We start from the raw sequence: 18,632 nt of genomic DNA, 5'->3' as shown, positions 1-18,632 counted from the left end.
TCGGTTTTGGTGATAGCGGTGTGACTGTTTTCCGCACTGGTGATGTGAATGTTTTGGCCGGAAAGTTGCGTATCGCGGCCCGCCACGACATCACTGCCGTGAATGTTGAGCTGTTTTCCGGCGCTGAGTGTTACACTGCCCTGGCTGCTGCCTACAGTACTGCCTTTGCTGAGATTACTGTCGATGTCGGTGGTGGATTTTTGTTTGGCTTTACCGATGGTGAAGCCGATACCGCCGCCGCTGAATAACCCGCTCTTTTTCTTTTGAGTCATTGAGTAATGGGTTTGTTGTTCAGCACTAGACATCACATTGATATCATTCCCGGCAATTACGGCTACCTTCTGATCCCCTGCAACAGCAGAGCCTAACATGGTAATATTATGATCGGCTACGATTTGAACGTTATTGCCGGACAGGGTAGCTCCCTTTTCATGAGTGACAAAATCTTCACGCACTGTATGAGTAGTGGTTTTTGAAAACCTTTTTCTCTTGGTTTTAGTCTCTTCAAAGAAATGGTAATCGCTTTCGGTCACTGACTTAAGCGCAATGTCGTGACCTGCTCGTGCGGTTATATCATTTTTGGCTTGAACCTGTGTACCTTTTAATATCAGGTCATGTCCAGCTGTTAGTACCGTGTTTTTGCCGCTGGTGATTTCTGTTACTTGCTGACGTCGGTGCTCATCTATCACTTGTCTTTTATGGCCTTTGCTGGCTTCGTAGTTTACTTGTTCGATGGCATCGTGTGTCATATTGCGGCCTGCTATTAGTTGGGCAGAACTTTTAGCTGTCATTTCTGTTGCTTGAGTGGAGATATCTCGGCCAGCGTTCAACGATAGTTTATCGTCGCTAGAGATATGGCTAACTTCTTTGCTGGTCTGGCGTACTTCATATCCGTTATCTACTAGATGGTATGATTTCTGAGCTGCATTTAGGTGGATATCACGGTTTGCTACTAGTTGGACGGGACCTTTAGCTGTCATCGTGGCCTGAGTGGTGATATCCCGCCCGGCGTTTAGTGCCAACTTATCGCCGCTGGAGATATGACTAACTTTTCCGCTAATTTGGTGTACTTCGTATCTGTTATCAGTCTGATGATGTAATGTTTGAGCTGCATTCAGGTGAATATCCTGTCCGGCCAATAGGGTGGCGCTGTTTTGGGCTCCTATTTGGCTAGCGGTGAGTGAGATATCTTGGCCTGCTTGTACGTTTAGATTTCCTCCGCTATTCACCCGGCTACCCATTTCTGTTTGTTGCGTTAGATGGCGGGAGTTATATTTTCTTCCGTTACTATTTTCGGTGTGCTGTACTTTGAGGGTATCCAACGTTAAGTCACGACCTGCTACTATCTCAGTGTGACTGTCTTTGCCCGCATTTTCCACGTCACTGGCCGTGAGATGGATGTTGTTGAGGGCTTTCAGCGACAAGGTGCCGTTGTCGTTCTGGACATAAATGCCCGCAGGCCGATCTTGCCAACGGTCAGCACCTGCTCCGCGCAGGGTAGAGGCACTGGTGATATCCCGATCTGCCTGTGCGGAAACGCGGTCACGGCCCCGAATTTGTCCGCCGAGGTTGGTGATGTCCTGCCGGGCGGTTAAATCCACTTTGCCGCTTTGGATAAAGCCGCTGTTGGTCAGATTGCTGGCTGCCAGTTGGGTGACTTCACGTCCGCTGATGGTGCCGCTGTTGGTAATATCTCTTCGGCTATTTATTGTCACGTTTTTACCGGAGAGTAGAGCACCGTCACCGGTCAGGTCGCCTTTATTCACGCGAGCGTAGACCTGTGGCACGGTGACCACCTGTGTGGTGCCGTCTGGCAGGGTCACGGTCCGGTTGGTCAGCCAGATAATGTCTGAGGTGAGCAGCGCCATCTGCGATGGGCTCAAGGCGATACCGGGGGTGAGTTGTTGCTGTTTGCTGAAGGCAACGCCAGCTTCCATTAACGCTTTGAACTGAGTTTCATCATTGTGGTGACCCGCCAGATAACGCTGGCCGGTCAGTTGGGTGATTTGATCACGCACCAGGCGCTGTTCGTAGAACCCATCTCCCAGGCGTTTGTGTGCCAGTACCGGGTCGTGGGTTAACTGTTGTTGCATGTAATCCGTGCCTAGCCACTTTTTATATTGGGTGAATTTAGGGTCGGTCTCCACTAAATAATGGCTGTCACTGCCCGGCTGTACGACAAACAGGCTGTTGGCCGGTAGGCGGGTATCTGGAGCAACGATACGGATAAGAGGTTCGACGCTTTGACCTTGGACGGTATCAGACGGTAGCGTCAATTCAAATTGTTGGCCTGTTGGTAACACCAGCGGGCGCTCATCTAATGGACCACTGTTGGGTAGAGTGACCGTCACCGGGGGGAGTACCCGTTCAGTTTGTTGAACGGGTGGAAGCACCGGGTGTTCAGTGAGTGCATCTCTGTTTGGTAGTACTACTGCGCCGGACGATAATACCTGCTCAGTCTGTTGACCTGTAGGTGAAAGTATTGGGTGTTCAGTGAGTGCATCTCGGCTTGGTAGTGCCACTGCGCCGGACGATAATAGCTGCTCAGTCTGTTGACCTGTAGGTGAAAGTAATGGGCGATCAGTCGGTATGTCCCTGTTCGGTAGTGTGATGGCGTTGATCGTGGCATTGGTGAATGTAACTTCACCAGCTTCCGCCATTCTTGAGGTCAGATTAATCCCGGTTGGTGTACTTTGAACACGGCTTGTCTGCCTGTCATCTATTGTTATGCCGGTAGAGTTTGGACGAGTGTTGCCCTGCCAGGCTAGGGCTTTCAGGTCAATGGTTTCGGTTATCGGTGCTGGGTTATAGTGGTCCCAGTCTTTTCCTTGGGAGGTTTTGGTTCCTCTGAATCGACGTTTTTTCTTTTTGGCATACCAACGGATTTCGCTACCTTCATCCGTGATGATACGTTCGCCTTTGGTGGCGTTATTGTGCAGTTCGTCAATATCACCCCCGAGTATTCCACCCGCTACGATCTGACTGTCGTCATTGGTCAGCATCGCACTATTGATGGTCATATTACCCCCGGATAAAATTTTACCCGGATCACTCTCTTTTATCTGGGTTTCATTGATGGTACGGGTATATCGGTACTCGTAAAATTCTTCACTTCCGCTGCCATCCGGCATGACGGCTCTGTGCACGCCGTATTTGTTGCGACGGGAAGTATTCACCTGTGACCAGTCATAGCGGGCAGTGCGGCCGCTCAATACGGCTTCATGACGCTGGGATTTTTCTGTTTCGACGATATCGGTGACCAAACCGTTGTTGGTATTTTTGATAATAGCGGCATCAATCTTTAGGCTACCCCCGGCCTCAATGGTTGCCGCGTGGTTGCTGAGTCGGCCAGCTTGACTCGTCGCAGCCAGGTTTTCATCCAGTTGTCCACCAATGCGCATGTCACCCACGCTGTAAATCTGGGCATGGTTACTGTTGTTGAGGGTTCCGGTGCCGATATCTAGTCGATCTCTAGCGGCAATGACGGCGGCTTTGCCATCTTTTGCTGTGTTATTGAGAGTGCCACTCTTGAGGGCTATTTGGTCACCGTAAATACGTCCGGTTCCGGTGTTGTCCAGTACTTTGTTGGCGGTGAGATGGGTCAGTTCGCCGTCAATTAACCCGGTGTTGGTTAGCGTGTTTCGGACGTTGACTTCGGTTTGCTTGGCTCTGATTTCCGCAGTTTGGGTGTTGGTGAGATTTTGGGCTTCCAGGTACGCCTGTTCGGCTTTCATTGTGCTGTCATTGATAATGTTGCCGTCGGTTTCCAAAGACAGCTTGCCATCGGCGACGATGTTACCGGTGTTGTGGAAGTCCTGTTTTAATTTCACCTCCATATCGCCCTGCGATAAGATTTGACCGTCACCGCTCAAGGCGTTGGCTTTAATTTTGACCTTTTCACTTCCCGTCAGTGTGCCTTGCCGGTTATTCACCGTCAGTTTCTGGGTTTTATCTTCGATGGTGAGTTGTTTTCCACCGGAGATTAGTCCTTGTTCGTTTTTCAGCGATTGGTTAATGATGGCTTGCAGGCGGTTGGCTCCCTGTAATGTTCCCTGGGTGTTATCCACCTGTTGAGCTTCAATTATCAGGTCCCGGGCTTCGGTACCCTGGTCAGGGTGATGAGTCTCCCGGTTAATAAGTTCCGCTGTTTTTAGTGTCAGTTGTTGGTCACTGTGGATAAGGCCGCCAGTATTGTTCGTTTGTTTCGGGGCGTTAATCGTCGCGTTACCTATGGCTTTGACCTGTCCGCGACGGTTGTCGAGCTGTAGGGTATTCAGGTTCATGGTGTCTGTTGACAACAGTTTACCGTCTTGGTTATCCGTATCGGCTTGCCCGGTGTCGATGGTGAGTTTTTTACCCTGAATGTGTCCGTGTTGGTTATTCAGTTTGCCGCTGGTCACGGTGGTGTTGTCATCGCCAATAATACGGCCATGCTGGTTGTCCAGTAGCTGCCCGTTTGTGTCAATATTGACGGTGTTTGCTGACTTCAATGAGCCATTGCTGTTGGTAAGCGTTTGGCTATGAATCTCCAGTCCACTGTTACCAGCAATCAGTCCTTTTTTATTGGTGAGGGTTGTACTGGTAATCTTAGTTTTGCCATCCGCGGCGATAAAGCTAGCGTCGTTGTTTAATTCTCCGATATCCAGTGTTAAATCGCCCTGAGCAGAGAATTCGCCTGATTTATCTTTGTCACCCGTGTTATTCAGGCGTTGGCCTTGCGTGTTGAGGTTCAGGTTGCCATCAGAATGGACCTTGCCTTGTTGGTTATTAAATGCTTGGGTAATCAGCTTTATCTGTTGGGTACCAACAATGGTGTTTTGGAGATTATTTACGGTTGCGATTTTGCGATTGGTAATTGTACCAGCCTGATTATGTAAATCACCGCTGGTAATTAACATGTCGTCCTGGCTGCGGATACCGCCCCGATCACCACTGTTTTTATTAGTCAGTGAATGACCGTGTGTATCGAGAGTAAGTTTACCTGCGGATTGCAACAGGCCGCCGCTGTTGTCAGTTTGGTTCACTGATAATGTTAGAGAACCTTTTTCGCTGATGAGGGTTCCACCTTGGTTTTTCAGTTCACCCGCAGTCACTGTCGTTGTTCCTGTACCTTTGATAAAACCATCTTGATTGTCGATTTCGTCGGCAGTCAGGGTCATCGTTCCTTCACTGATAACGCCTCTGGTATCGCCGCTTTTGGCGGTGGTCAGTTTTTTTCCGTGAGTATCTATCGTCATGTTGCCGTCAGACTTTATTAGTCCACCGGTACTGTCTAACTTGCCGCTGTCGAGTTGTAGGTTTTTCCTACTGACTATGGTGCCAGCCAAGTTGTTTAGCGCTTGCTGATGAGAATTGATGTGCGTTTCATCGCCACGGATATATCCGAGATCATTGATGAGTTCACCTGTAATCAGTTTTAGGCTATCCAGTGCGAGGATTCCGTTAAATTCTCCGCTATCGGTATTCGTCAGTTTCTGCTGTTGGGTATCCAGTTTCAGACTGGCTGAGGATTGTATCAGCCCACGTTGGTTGTTGACGGCTTGTGTTGTCAGATCAGCTTTTCCTTTCGAGAGGATTTTACCGTCGGTGTTGTTGAGGTTTTGGCTAGTTAATTTGGTTTCGCCTTGTGAATCTATCTTGCCAGCGGTGTTATCAATTTCACCGGCTTCCAGAGTCAGGTCACTGTCGCTGCGTATGCCGAGGTCATCCCCGCTTTGCGTATTAGTCAGCTTTTGGCCGTGGGTGTTAAGATAAAGGGTTGTTTTGGATTGCAGCAAACCACTTGTGTTATTCAGTTCACCGGTATTCATGGTGAGTTGTTGATTCTGGCTGACTATTTTACCGCTGGTATTATCAACGGCTTCTGTTGATGTCACGTTGAGCTGCTTATCGGCGATGATTCTTCCCTGTTGGTTATCGATAGCGCCCGCGGTTATTGTCAACTCTCCCTGGCTTGTTATCCCTTGTTTAGGCTGGCTGTTGCGGTTGGTTATTTTGCCTTGTTTCCCATCCAGAGTCAGGTTTTTATCCGCGTGGATCCAGCCAGCTTCGTTATTGATGCCTTGAGTAGTCAGTTTGACATTGCCTGCACTGATTATGCCTCCGGTCTTGCCGCTGTTGAGGTTGGTCAGTAGCTCACCTTGTGTATCGAGTGTCAGATCACCTGCGGATTTCAACAGGCCGCCGCTGTTATCGGTTTTTTTCACGGTCAATGTGAGTGAGCCGGTTTCACTGGCGAGGGTTCCGCCTTGGTTTTTCAGATCACCACCAGTAACGGTGGTTGTTCCTGTACCTTTGATAAAACCATCTTGGTTGTCGATTTCGCCAGTGGTCAGCGTCATATCGCCGGTAGACTCTATTCGTCCTCCGGTACTGTCTAACTCGCCGCTATCGAGTTTTAGATTTTTCTTACTGAATATGGTGCCAGCCAAGTTGTTTAGTGCTTGCTGATGAGTGTTAATGCGGGTTTCGTTACCACGAATATCGCCGCGGTCATTGATCAGTTTGCCGGTAGTCAGTTCCAAGGCATCTTCTGCGACGATCCCGTTTTTACCGCTATCGGTGTTGATGAGTTCATGCTGTTGGGTATCCAGTTTCAGACTGGCTGAGGATTGTATCAGCCCACGTTGGTTGTTGACGGCTTGTGTTGTCAGATCGGCTTTTCCTTTCGAGAGGATTTTACCGTCAGTGTTGTTGAGGTTTTGGCTAGTTAGCGTGGTTTTGCCTTGTGAATCTATCTTGCCAGCGGTGTTATCAATTTCACCGGCTTCCAGTGTCAGGTCACTGCCGCTGCGTATGCCGAGGTCATCCCCGCTTTGTGTATTAGTCAGCTTTTGGCCGTGGGTGTTAAGATAAAGGGTTGTTTTGGATTGCAGCAAACCACTCGTGTTATTCAGTTCACCGGTATTCATGGTGAGTTGTTGATGCTGGCTGACCATTTTACCGCTGGTATTATCAACGGCTCCTGTTGATGTCACGTTGAGCTGCTTATCGGCGATGATTCTTCCCTGTTGGTTATCGATAGCGCCCGCGGTTATTGTCAACTCTCCCTGGCTTGAGATCCCCTGTTTAGGCTGGCTGTTGCGGTTGGTTATTTTGCCTTGTTGCCCATCTAGAGTCAGGTTTTTATCCGCATGGATCCAGCCCGCTTCATTATTGATGCCTTGAGCAGTCAGTTTGACATTGCCTGCACTAATTATGCCCCCGGTCTTGCCACTGTTGAGGTTAGTCAGTAGCTCACCTTGTGTATCGAGTGTCAGATCATCCGCGGATTTCAACAGGCCGCCGCTGTTATCGGTTTTTTTCACGGTCAATGTGAGTGTGTTGGTTTCACTGGCGAGGGTTCCGCCTTGGTTTTTCAGATCACCACCAGTAACGGTGGTTGTTCCTGTACCTTTGATAAAACCATCTTGGTTGTCGATCTCGCCAGTGGTAAGGGTCATATCGCCGGTAGACTCTATTCTCCCGCCGGTACTGTTAAGTTCTCCGCTATCAAGTTTTAGATTTTTCTTACTGAATATGGTGCCAGCCACATTGTTTAGCGCTTGCTGATGAGTGTTAATGTGGGTTTGATCACCACGGATAGATCCGCGGTCGTTGATCAGTTTACCGGTAGCCAGTTCTAAAGCCTCTTCTGCGATGATCCCGCCGTCGGTGCTAGTCAGTTCGTGCTGTTGTGTATCTAATTTCAAACTGGTTGCGGATTGTATCAGTCCGCTTTGGTTGTTGACCGTTTGTGTTGTCAGATCGGCTTTTTTCCGCGAGAGGATTTTACCGCTGGTGTTATTGAGGTTTTGGCTAGTTAGCGAGGTTTCACCTTGCGCATCTATCAGGCCAGCGGTGTTATCAATTTCACCGGCTTCCAGCTTCAGATCACTGCCGCTGCGGATACCGCGTTTTTCTCCGCTCTGTGCGTTAGTCAGTTTCTGGCCTTGGGTGTTGAGCGACAGGGTTGTACCGGATTTCAACAGGCCACTGGTATTGTCAACGGTCCCGGATGTCACGGTGAGTTGTTTATCAGCTTCTACAGATCCTTGATGGTTATCGATAGCACTTGCCGTCAGCGTCAAGTCTCCTGAGCTACGAATACCTTGATTAGGCTGGCTGTTGCTATTGGTTATGGTTCCTTTCTGCCCGTCAAGGATCAGGTTTTTACCCGCATGGATTAGGCCCGCATCGTTGTTAACGCCTTGGGTCGTCAGCTTCATGTCGCCTATGCTGATTATGCCCCGGTCTTTGCCGCTGTTGGTGTTGGTTAGCCGCCCACTTTTCGTATCCAGTGTCAGATCACCTGCGGATTGCAGTAGTCCACCGCTGTTGTCAGTGTTGTTTACCGTTAATGTCAGGGCGCTGGTTTTGCTGGCAAGTTTTCCTCGTTGGTTGTGGAGTTCTCCACCCGTTATCGTTGTCGTCCCTGTTCCAGTGATGGTGCCATCGTGGTTGTCGATCTCGCCTGTCGTTAAGGTGAGCGTTCCCTCACTGGTCACGCCACCAGCGTCGCTGCTTTTAGCGGTGGTGAGCTTTTTCCCGTGGGTGTCTAATGTCATGTTGCCATCAGATTTTATTTGTCCACTGGTACTGTCGAGTTCTCCGCTGTCAAGTTGCAGATTTTTCTTGCTCGCTATGGTGCCTTTTTGGTTGCTTAGCCGTTGTTCATGAGTGTCGATGTGAATGCCATGACCACGGATAGAACCCGCGTCATTAGTCAGTTTACCGCTGGAAATACGTAATGAGTCTTTGGCAATGATGCCGCCAGTTTTGCCACTGTCGGTATTGGTCAGGGCTTGGTTTTGGGTATCAAGCAACAGGCTTGACTCTGATTGGATCTGTCCACGAATGTTATCTAATGCCTGCGTGGTCAGTTCCGCCCTCTGCTGTGATAAGAGTTGGCCGTCGGTATTATCAACATTACCGGCGCTAAGGGTGGTTTTTCCTTTAGCGGAAATAATGCCGGCGGTGTTGTTGATATCACCTGTACGGAGTTCCAGATTGCCGCTGCTTAATATGCCTTTTTTGTTTTTGTCATCACTTTTGGCGTTAGTCAATTTCTGTCCATGAGTATTGACTATCATGTCACTGCCAGATTGTAACAAACCAGACGTGTTATCCAGTTCACCGCTGTTTAGGGTGAGTTTTTCTTGAGCAATAACGTGTCCTGCGGTGTTGGTGAATTTATGTCCTTTGGTTTGGCTATCTATTCGCTGAGCCAGTAATGATCCTTGATGGTTATTCAACGCCTGACTTTTTGTGGTGAGCTCTGTTTTGGTTTCGATTCGTCCGTCAACGTTTTCAATGTTTTTCTCAATGATCAGTTCTGTGCTGCCACCGGTTGCAACGATTTTGCCCCGGCTGTTATCAAGCTGTGTTGCGGTAAGTTGGATATCTTGACCGGCTTCCAGGTGTCCATCTTGGTTATTCAGAGCATCATCAACAGTCAGTTCCAAAGCGCCTTGTTTGGCTGCTATGATTTTGCCTTTGCTGTTATCCAAGGTGGCGGCATCGATTTTCAGGTTGCCATTACCTTTAATCTCGCCATCTTGGTTATTCAGCGTCTTGGCAGTGAGGGACAGTTTACCTTTACCGGCGAGTTGAATTGTCCCTCCTTCTGTGTTGTCCGCTTTCTCGTGGACGGTTAGGTTCAGGTCATTCCCATTATTGGCGATTTTTCCATGATGGTTGTCCAGATTTCTTGTGGTGATAGCCAGTCGTTTCCCTTCATTGAGAAGGGTCCCGCTTTGGTTATTCAGTGTTTGGGTGTTCAGTACCAGCTCGCCGTTGCCGGTTTGATTAATTTTTCCCTGATTGTTGGATAAGTCTGGAGTCGTTAAGTTGATTTCTCGTGCTACCAGTGTGCCGCCGTCGTTGTTAAATTGGCCTGGTGCTTTAGCTGTAAAGCGGTCCGCGGTGACTGTAGCGTTGGCGGTACTAACCTCTTGCTGACTGGCAGTGAGTTGAATGTTGTTAGCAGAAGTTTGGCTGCCGCTGAGATCAATCTTTTTACTCTGTGCTTCCAGAGTATTGGTTGCCAGATTTTTTCCATTGGCCTGAATGTGCTGTTTGGCGGTCAGTGTCAGCGATCCGGGCAGCGTGGCTTTTCCTTTATTATCAATACCGGCGGATAGGGTGCTGCCGCTGGCGCTTTGTATCGACTCCGCTTTGATTATGGTATTGCTTCGTGCAGCAATGGTGCCACTGTTCTCAATCTGTCCATCAACCGTGAGACGGACTTCACCGGCGGTTGCTCCGATGTGGCCGGCGTTACGTACCCCTACGCCAAATTCGGTACCCACCAGCATAATTTTATTGGCGTACATGCCACCCAAAGCTGCTACGTCCAGCGTAAATGAGGGATTCTCGCTGCCGTCAGCAGATTTTTTCTCAATGTTCTGGTGAGCTGCATCAACGATATTACGTCCGGTTGTGATTTTTAGATCTTTCGCGTGCAGTTTGCCGTTGATGACCACCGAGCGGGCAATAATTTCGGTGTAATTTTGTTGTGAGCTGTCCAGTCCCAGCCCTTCTATGCGGACTTTTCCCCGGTCAATATCAAAGCCTTTCAGTCGGCCTTGTTCCATCATGGCCTGTCCTGTGGTGAGTGTTGCGCGATGGGCGTTAATGAATCCACAACCGTTGCAGGTGATGCCCGCTGGGTTGGCAATAATAACGTCGGCTTTTTGTCCGGCGACTTCTATCCAGCCATTAAGTTTACTGGCGTTAATACTGTTCACTTCATTGAGAATAATTTTGGCTTCTGCTTTGGCAAGCCAAGGATTGCCTGCCACCATACCGCCCAGTTGAGTTTGGACAGCATTGTGACTGTTGTTAAGGATGACGCCTCGTTGATCGATATCAAATTGGCTGTAGGTATTACGCGAGATACCTGCGGCGTTAGGGGTCTGAATATCGATTTGTGGCGTACCGTTTGCGCTGTTCAGGATAGTCGGTTGCTGATTACCCGGTGCTTGTCCGTCGGCCATAATATTGGCTTGTGCTGTTAGGGAGATGCAGCCGGTTGCCAATAACAAACTCAGTCGTAACGCTGTTAACCGGCAAAGGCATTGTGGTGATTGCCGACGACTGCGGCGGCGTACCGTACTACCTTGCCCGGAAGTTGCAATATCGGCCACGACCATCAGCATGTTTCGTGCTTTGTTAAAGATAATACGATACAGATGCTTGTTCATTGTTTCTCTCCGCTAACACTTTTTATCTACTACGCTTCGGCAACGTTGTTATTCTGAATTAGTACTGCCAGTACAAACTGAATCCGGTTGTAACTGATGAGGTTTGAAAGCCATCCGGTTTGGATAGTGGGATACCGGCAAACAGGTCATAGCTCACGCCTTTAAGACTGCCGCGACAACCTAGAACGCCGCCCGCCAGATGTTTTCCCAGTCGTTGCTCATTCCCCGGCCCGCCGATTTCGCCATAATCCATGCCCATATACAGGGATTGACCATTAAGCGGCGTTTGCCATTCCAGTTCGTTACGGCTGTACCAGCCATGATCTCCGTTTAGCGTGCGTTCGCCGTCAAATCCGCGTACGGTCCAGCGGTTGCCAATTGAAAATTGATCCTGTGGCGTCAACGTTCTGGCGCTTATTTGGCGCAGGTACTGGGTTTTGTAGATGAATGGCTGAGAAAATAGGGTAAATGGCGCAGAAAGTGCCGCAGAAAACTGGGTTGTTTTAAGTAAGGCAGTTGCTTCACCGCGGACCTCTTCTGGTGCGGGCTGTGCCCCAAACCAGCGAGTTCCCCGCTGGTAAGTCACTCCGGCATCCAAGGTGGCACTACCGATGTAGTGACGATGAGATAATCCTAATTTCCAGCCAGCCGTTTCCCGGCGCTGTACGCCGATTTCCAGGTCATTAATGAAGCTTTTGGATGTTCGACGATAAATCTCGCCGTTAACCGAGGTTTTTTGACCGGCGTTACGATGCAAGATCCGGCTGAGTTGGACATTCAGGTTTTTGCTTTCGCCGCTGTATTTGTCGTCTTTAGTTGGCCTGGCTACCTTTTGGTTGTAATCGTAATTACTGGCAGTGATGCCTGCCATCCAGTATCCCACCGGTAGGGAATAATGGATGGTGTAGTTTTTGCTGCTGCGACCAGAAGGCGAGCGAATATCGCGCCCACCGGAGATATAAAATAGATCACTCAACGCAAGAGGATTATCCAGATATAAAGTTAATCCGCCTTGGTAACGCCCGGTACTTTTAGAACCCGAATCGTCCAGATAGCTAGCGAGTCGCCAATGTCTTGATTGACGCCAGTTCAGCACGATATCGCTTTCGCCTAACTGTTCATTCGGTACAATTTCCATGTCGGCTTGAACAGTAGGAAAACGTTGTAAATTTTCTAATCCTTGCTCAATATCCCGTAAGTCAAGCAGCTCCCCTTCACGGGGAGGGAATGTGGTTATCCGTTGAATATAATTGCCACTTTCAGCGGTATAGCGAATATGCCCAATTTTGCCCGGTATGATCATGAGTTTTAATGTCTTGGAATTAAGATTCTGACTGGGCGCTAATACTCTGCTTGTGACATAGCCATGATTAATTAACCGGTTTTGTATCCGAGTCATTAATATATTAATCCCCTGGGTGCCCAGACATTGGTTTTCTCCCTGTTGGGCTAAACGCTTTAGAGGTAACCAGTGAGGAAAATGTTCCGTGCCTTCAAGAACGACTCGCGTAATGGGAAAGCAGGGCGTATCGACGGGAAATTTAGAAGGTACTGCTGTTTCAGGAACAGACAGACGAATATCCGCCGGTGGCGGTGCTAATTGGGCTTCCAGTGCTTTCTGCCGTTCTTGTTGATGAATGAGTTGCTGATCTGATATTTCGGCGGCTTTAACATCGGTAGTAACAATAAGAAAGCTAGTAAAAATAATAACCTTTTTTTTCATTATTCTTTGGCATCCCGCATGCGTCATATAATTTTTGGGGCGCTATTAGTCATTAATTTGACTTAATAATCAATATGTGAATTTACCTAGTGATATGATTGAAAAATATGGATTGTTTTAAATTTATAATAAAAACAAATAGATATATTTTTGTTAGAAAATGAGTAGGAGTGAAAAATACATTGTTAATTAATGAGTTATGTAACTGATGTCAGGTATTTTTGATTTAATTCTATATATTGATAAATATGTGATATATGTCACTAGGAATATTATTATTAAACTATTGTTAAGGTAACATTTGAAATTGTTTTTTTCGATATTAAATGAATGAGGAATATTATTTCCTCAGATTATATTTTTTTATTTCCATTGTTGATTGTTTTTTTAAGAAAATATGCGGAGGGGTTAATTTATTGCTGATTGGGAAATAGTGGTCATCATTCTCATTTCGTTTATATACCCGTCATCTTTCAAGTTGCCTCTTTGTTGGCTGTGCTCGCTCACCCCGGTCACATAGTTATCTATGCTCCCGGGGATTCACTCCCTTGCCGTCGCGATGCATCTTGAAATCTATACCGAATGAACTTCAAGATGCTTGAGCCGTCAGACATAAAAACATTTAAATTCAACAACATAATCGTTTTTCAAACATGCACTTTGAAGTATCTTGAGTATATAAGGTATATTTCCTTTTGGTTTTATTCGCTATCTTGGTGATTGTCAGAATCGATCACCAAGATAAGATAATGATTTAACGAGGAATTTTTACCTTATTTCTCCTCTTTTGCACTTGATTTACTGTTGGCTGTCAGTAAATAAGGCGATTGTTGCCATCGACTTGGCGTTAATTGCAATAGGTTATGTGCCAGAATAAAACCAATTGCTAAAGCGAGTAAGATCATGATCCGGAGTAAGTTAGTTGTGTTATCCACCTGCTTGGACTCAGTTGCCAATTTGTGGGTATCCAGCGTCAGGCGCAGAAAGCCTTTTGGCTCATCTTTTCCTGGGATGGGGACGACTATCTGGTAGTTAAAATAGCTGCCCGCTTTTTTACCATCCAAAGATAGACGATCCCGCACCGAGACGTTTTCTCCGCTATGGGCAACCTGTGTCCCATTGTTAAGATAAACACTGGCATCAAGTATGCGGCTGTTTGTCGTCAGATGATGCAAATTAGCCAGTATCCGCTCATTATTAAGATCTTTGCTGCCACTCTCCATATAATCAGATAAGCTGAATGCGACTTGTTTTGCCAAGGTTTTTGCCAATTCCTCAAATTGATCCATCTGGGCTTGTTGGTGAGAACGGCTGAAATAAGAAACGCCCTGCATTAGAAATACTAATAAAGCAATGCAAATCAAGATAATAGCTGTTTTATGCAGTCGGAATTTTAATTTAGCTTTGATCATCGTTATCTCTTCCAAGCTTTGGTCAACGCAATGTTGCCAGATGCAGTACAGAGAGGATAGTTTGAAGCGCAATTTTTTGCTGTCAAATCATGTGGGATTACAGGAGTAGGGATTAATGTCTAATAACCTGGCTTATCACTATTTGCCGGAAGAGGTCCATAAGTGGCCGGGATTACCACTTTCGTTAAGTGGTGAAGAAGTGATGCCGTTGGATTACCGAGCGGGTGACAGTGGTTGGTTGATATATGGCCGTGGCCTGGATAAACAACGTATTAGTAATTTTCAACATCGGCTTGGCGCTGCTATTGTCATCGTTTCTTCATGGCGTATTGATGATTATCAGGTAGTACGTATTGCCGGAAATTTGACTGCTCGTATTAAACGGCTAGCTGATGAGTGTCGGTTAGATGTGGTTCCCTTGGGGCAGATCCCACGGTTGCGGTCACCAGGTTTGCTGGTGATGGATATGGATTCAACAGCAATTCAAATTGAATGTATTGATGAAATTGCCCGTTTGGCTGGCGTAGGTGACAAAGTGGCCGAAATTACTGAGCGGGCAATGCAAGGAGAGTTGGATTTTTCTGATAGTCTGCGAGAGCGAGTTGCTCAGTTGGCAGGGGCTGATGCTGATATTCTGCGACAGGTTGTAGAAAATTTACCACTTATGCCGGGGCTGACCAGTCTGGTGCGTAAGTTACAATCCTTTGATTGGCATGTGGCCATCGCATCGGGTGGTTTTACCTATTTTGCTGACCATTTACGCCAGAATTTACGTTTGGTGGCTGCGGTAGCTAATCAGTTAGAAGTCAAAAATAGTCAGTTGACAGGTAAGGTTATAGGGCCCGTTGTTGATGCTAAATATAAGGCTGCTACATTGGTGAAATTGGCGAAAAAACTGGATATCCCATTGGAGCAAACTGTCGCGATTGGTGACGGCGCTAATGACTTGAAGATGATCCGCAAAGCAGGGTTAGGTATCGCTTACCATGCCAAGCCGAAAGTGTATGCACAGTCGAAAGTGACCATTCGTCATGCTGATCTCATGGGAGTATTGTGTGTGTTAAGTGGTGGTCTCAAACACGAAGAACGTTAATATACCCTATGGATTTCAAGATGCATCGCGGCGGCAAGGGAGTGAATCCCCGGGAGCATAGCGAACGATGTGACCGGGGTGAGCGAGTGCAGCCAACAAAGAGGCAACTTGAAAGATGACGGGTATAAAGTTTTTAGGAGTGCAGAGTGGCTAAAGCAGTAAAGCGGGCATTTGTCTGTAATGAGTGTGGGGCGGATTATCCGCGCTGGCAGGGGCAATGTAGTGCGTGTCATGCTTGGAATACCATTACGGAGGTGCGCTTAGCCGCAGCACCTTCCTCCCGTAATGAGCGGCTCAGTGGTTATGCGGGAGATGCTGGTGTCAGTAGGGTTCAGAAATTATCAGAGATCAGTCTGGAAGAACTTCCTCGTTTTTCTACCGGGTTTAAAGAGTTCGATCGGGTGCTTGGCGGTGGTGTTGTTCCCGGTAGCGCGATTCTGATTGGTGGTAATCCGGGAGCAGGGAAAAGTACCTTATTGTTGCAGACGATGTGTCAGTTGTCTGCACAGATGAAAACTTTATATGTCACTGGGGAAGAGTCGTTACAGCAGGTGGCAATGCGTGCGCACCGGTTGGGATTGCCGGCTGATAATCTGAATATGTTGTCAGAAACCAGTATTGAACAAATTTGTCTGATTGCGGAGCAGGAACAGCCAAAGTTGATGGTGATTGACTCCATTCAAGTGATGCATATGGCGGATATTCAATCTTCGCCGGGGAGTGTTGCTCAGGTCAGAGAGACGGCCGCTTATCTTACTCGGTTTGCTAAGACTCGTGGTGTTGCCATTGTTATGGTTGGTCATGTGACCAAAGATGGCTCGTTGGCGGGTCCGAAGGTGTTGGAACACTGTATTGACTGCTCTGTGATGCTTGATGGTGAAGCGGATTCCCGCTTTCGCACTTTACGCAGTCATAAAAATCGGTTTGGGGCCGTTAATGAGCTTGGCGTATTCGCTATGACAGAACAAGGATTGCGTGAGGTTAGTAACCCATCAGCGATTTTCCTGAGCCGTGGTGATGAAGTTACCGCTGGCAGTTCTGTCATGGTGGTGTGGGAAGGGACTCGTCCTCTGTTGGTCGAGATTCAAGCGCTGGTGGATCATTCTATGATGACCAATCCACGGCGGGTGGCTGTGGGTTTGGAGCAAAACCGGTTGGCTATTTTGTTGGCTGTCCTTCATCGTCATGGTGGTTTGCAAATGTCCGATCAGGATGTGTTTGTGAATGTTGTGGGGGGAGTTAAAGTTGCGGAAACCAGCGCGGATCTCGCTTTACTGCTCTCTTTAGTCTCCAGTTTTCGGGATCGGCCGTTACCCCGTGATTTGGTTGTATTTGGAGAGGTGGGACTGGCAGGGGAAATCCGTCCTGTGCCCAGTGGACAGGAGCGTATATCCGAAGCCGCTAAACATGGTTTTAAACGGGCGATAGTCCCTTATGCCAATATGCCGAAAAAAGCGCTGCCAGGGATGGAAGTTTTTGGTGTGAAAAAGTTGGCGGATGCGTTATCTGTTATGGATGATTTTGATTAAACAGGGAGGAGATATGGGGCAATTTGACTACCTTAAAGAAGCGATTAAACAGACAGGTTATACGTTGCAACAGGTTGCCGATGCAAGTGGTATGACCAAAGGTTATCTTAGCCAATTAATTAATGACAAAATTAAAAGTCCTAGTGCCCAAAAACTGGCGGCGCTCCATCACTATCTGAGGTTGCAATATCCTGTGCAAAATAAAACTGTTGGAGTGGTATTCGGCAAATTCTATCCATTGCATACTGGGCATATCTATCTGATTCAACGGGCCTGTAGTCAGGTGGATGAGTTGCATATTATCCTTTGCCATGATGAGCCTAGAGATCGGGAGCTATTTATGAGTAGTTCCATGTCTCAGCAACCCACGGTGAGTGATCGCTTGCGCTGGTTGCTTCAAACATTTAAATATCAGAAAAATATTCATATTCACTCTTTTGATGAACAGGGAATTGAACCCTATCCACATGGTTGGGATGTGTGGAGTGATGGCATGAAAGCCTTTATGTCAAAGAAAGGCATTCATCCCACTTATATATATTCCAGCGAAACTCAGGATTCTCCCCGATATAAAGAGCATTTAGGAATTGAGACAATTCTTATCGATCCACAACGTTCGTTTATGAAAATCAGTGGTCGGCATATTCGCCAAGATCCATTCCGTCATTGGGAATATATTCCTACCGAAGTGAAACCTTTCTTTGTTCGTACCGTAGCGATTCTTGGTGGAGAATCTAGTGGTAAATCTACATTAGTTAACAAATTGGCAAATATTTTTAATACGACAAGTGCTTGGGAATATGGTCGTGATTATGTTTTTTCTCATCTGGGGGGAGATGAGATGGCGCTACAATATTCGGACTATGACAAGATTGCATTGGGACAAGCCCAATATATTGATTTTGCCGTAAAATATGCGAATAAGGTTACATTTATCGATACCGATTTTGTCACTACCCAAGCATTCTGTAAGCGATATGAAGGACGTGAACACCCGTTTGTTCAGGCATTAATTGATGAATACCGATTTGATTTGGTCATTCTACTGGAAAACAACACTCCTTGGGTTGCTGACGGTTTGCGTAGCCTTGGCAGCGAGCAGGATCGTAAAGCGTTTCAGCAACTGCTGGAGGATATGCTGAAAAGTAATAATATTGAATATGTCAATGTGGATTCACCCGATTATGATCAGCGTTTCCTACGTTGTATTGAGCTCATTCAGCAACTTTTAGCGGCTAATCCTAAATGACACGTCAGTTGAATCGTTTATAATTAGATTTGTATATAATATTTTATATAATAAATTAGTAAATATATATCTAATCACAATATGCATTGTGGCTGGATATTTTTATTTTCTGTAAGTAATAAAATATATAACGGCTATTAATATTTTTGATACTTCTATTGATTATTTATTTCTTGAATAAAAACAAAATTAATAATTAAATACTTCCCTGTTGATTTTTAAATAAAAGTTTTTGTGTTTTTGATTGGTTGGGGAATAATGGGAGGCTGGTTTTTTATTAATAATTTAATGTTCAAAGTATCATTGTTATTATGGTAATTAAATATTAATTTTAACATGTTGTTATGATATTAAGGTGTTTTTATCTATAAAAAATTATTTGTCTGATGTTATTTTTTTATTTGTACTAACAAGATAATGGCCTGTTGCTAATGAGTGGTTGA

General features: G+C 46.6%; 6 protein-coding genes. 3 read left to right on the top strand and 3 right to left on the bottom strand.

Annotated features, from left to right (window positions below; all coding sequences use genetic code 11):
• From AACQ38_RS03350 to AACQ38_RS03340, 3 genes are all read right to left on the bottom strand, one after another.
• A partial coding sequence (locus tag AACQ38_RS03350) for a two-partner secretion domain-containing protein (RefSeq protein ID WP_165577399.1) occupies window positions 1-11,183 on the bottom strand: 11,183 nt, incomplete at its 3' end.
• 58 nt (window positions 11,184-11,241) lie between these two features.
• Window positions 11,242-12,906 (bottom strand): ShlB/FhaC/HecB family hemolysin secretion/activation protein, encoded by a 1,665-nt coding sequence (locus AACQ38_RS03345; protein ID WP_165577398.1) that lies wholly within the window; start codon window positions 12,904-12,906, stop codon window positions 11,242-11,244.
• Window positions 12,907-13,679: 773 nt separating this feature from the next.
• Window positions 13,680-14,318, bottom strand: coding sequence for a YtjB family periplasmic protein (locus tag AACQ38_RS03340; RefSeq protein WP_165577414.1), 639 nt, complete (start codon window positions 14,316-14,318; stop codon window positions 13,680-13,682).
• Window positions 14,319-14,433: 115 nt separating this feature from the next.
• Between AACQ38_RS03340 and serB the strand changes: the two genes are divergently transcribed.
• The 3 genes from serB (at window position 14,434) to nadR (ending at window position 18,189) form a co-directional block, all read left to right on the top strand.
• The gene (serB, locus tag AACQ38_RS03335) at window positions 14,434-15,411 is read left to right on the top strand and encodes a phosphoserine phosphatase (protein WP_011144933.1); all 978 of its coding nucleotides are present in this window, start codon (window positions 14,434-14,436) and stop codon (window positions 15,409-15,411) included.
• A gap of 146 nt (window positions 15,412-15,557) precedes the next feature.
• Entirely contained in the window at window positions 15,558-16,940 is a 1,383-nt protein-coding gene (gene radA / locus AACQ38_RS03330) for a DNA repair protein RadA (RefSeq protein ID WP_011144934.1), read from the top strand.
• 13 nt (window positions 16,941-16,953) lie between these two features.
• Window positions 16,954-18,189 carry a multifunctional transcriptional regulator/nicotinamide-nucleotide adenylyltransferase/ribosylnicotinamide kinase NadR gene (nadR, locus tag AACQ38_RS03325; protein ID WP_011144935.1) on the top strand — a complete coding sequence of 412 codons (1,236 nt, stop codon included), beginning with the start codon at window positions 16,954-16,956 and terminating at the stop codon, window positions 18,187-18,189.
• Window positions 18,190-18,632: the final 443 nt, after the last annotated feature.

It is taken from the genome of Photorhabdus sp. RW14-46, from assembly GCF_963887965.1.
GTDB classification, from domain to species: domain Bacteria; phylum Pseudomonadota; class Gammaproteobacteria; order Enterobacterales; family Enterobacteriaceae; genus Photorhabdus; species Photorhabdus laumondii.
Note: the sequence above shows the minus strand (reverse complement) of the source record. Positions and strands in the feature narration are given on the sequence as shown.